Here is a 379-nt window from a genome sequence, read left to right as displayed (position 1 = left end):
AACGTTACTTACTTACCAGTTAAATACGCTCATTCGTAGTTTCGAAGGCAGGGCGATAACGTTCTATACTCACCGCGTGAGGGTAAGAAAAGAAGTTAAGGTTGGTTTTAATAGCAAGATTCCTTTCGTTAATCGCGTAATGAATGATTACTATTCCTCCCTTTCTGAGCCTGAGTATTTTGAAAACAGACTCTATTTAACGATTTGTTATAAGCCTTTTAATATCGAGGATAAGGTTTCTCATTTTATCTCGAAGAATAAAAAGGAAAATAATATCTTTGATGAGCCAATCAATGATATGAATGAAATTTGCGGGCGACTTGATACATATTTATCTCGTTTCCATGCACATCGTCTTGGACTGGTTGAGGAAAACGGG

1 pseudogene is annotated in these 379 nt (G+C 36.7%); it reads left to right on the top strand.

From position 1 onward, the window contains the following. Positions 1–379: pseudogene (locus RTW80_RS27655) on the top strand (conjugal transfer protein); the annotation flags it as partial.

The sequence above is a fragment of the Escherichia sp. AM3 genome (assembly GCF_032029835.1).
Lineage (GTDB): Bacteria > Pseudomonadota > Gammaproteobacteria > Enterobacterales > Enterobacteriaceae > Escherichia > Escherichia coli.
This window is presented reverse-complemented; position numbering and strand designations above follow the sequence as displayed.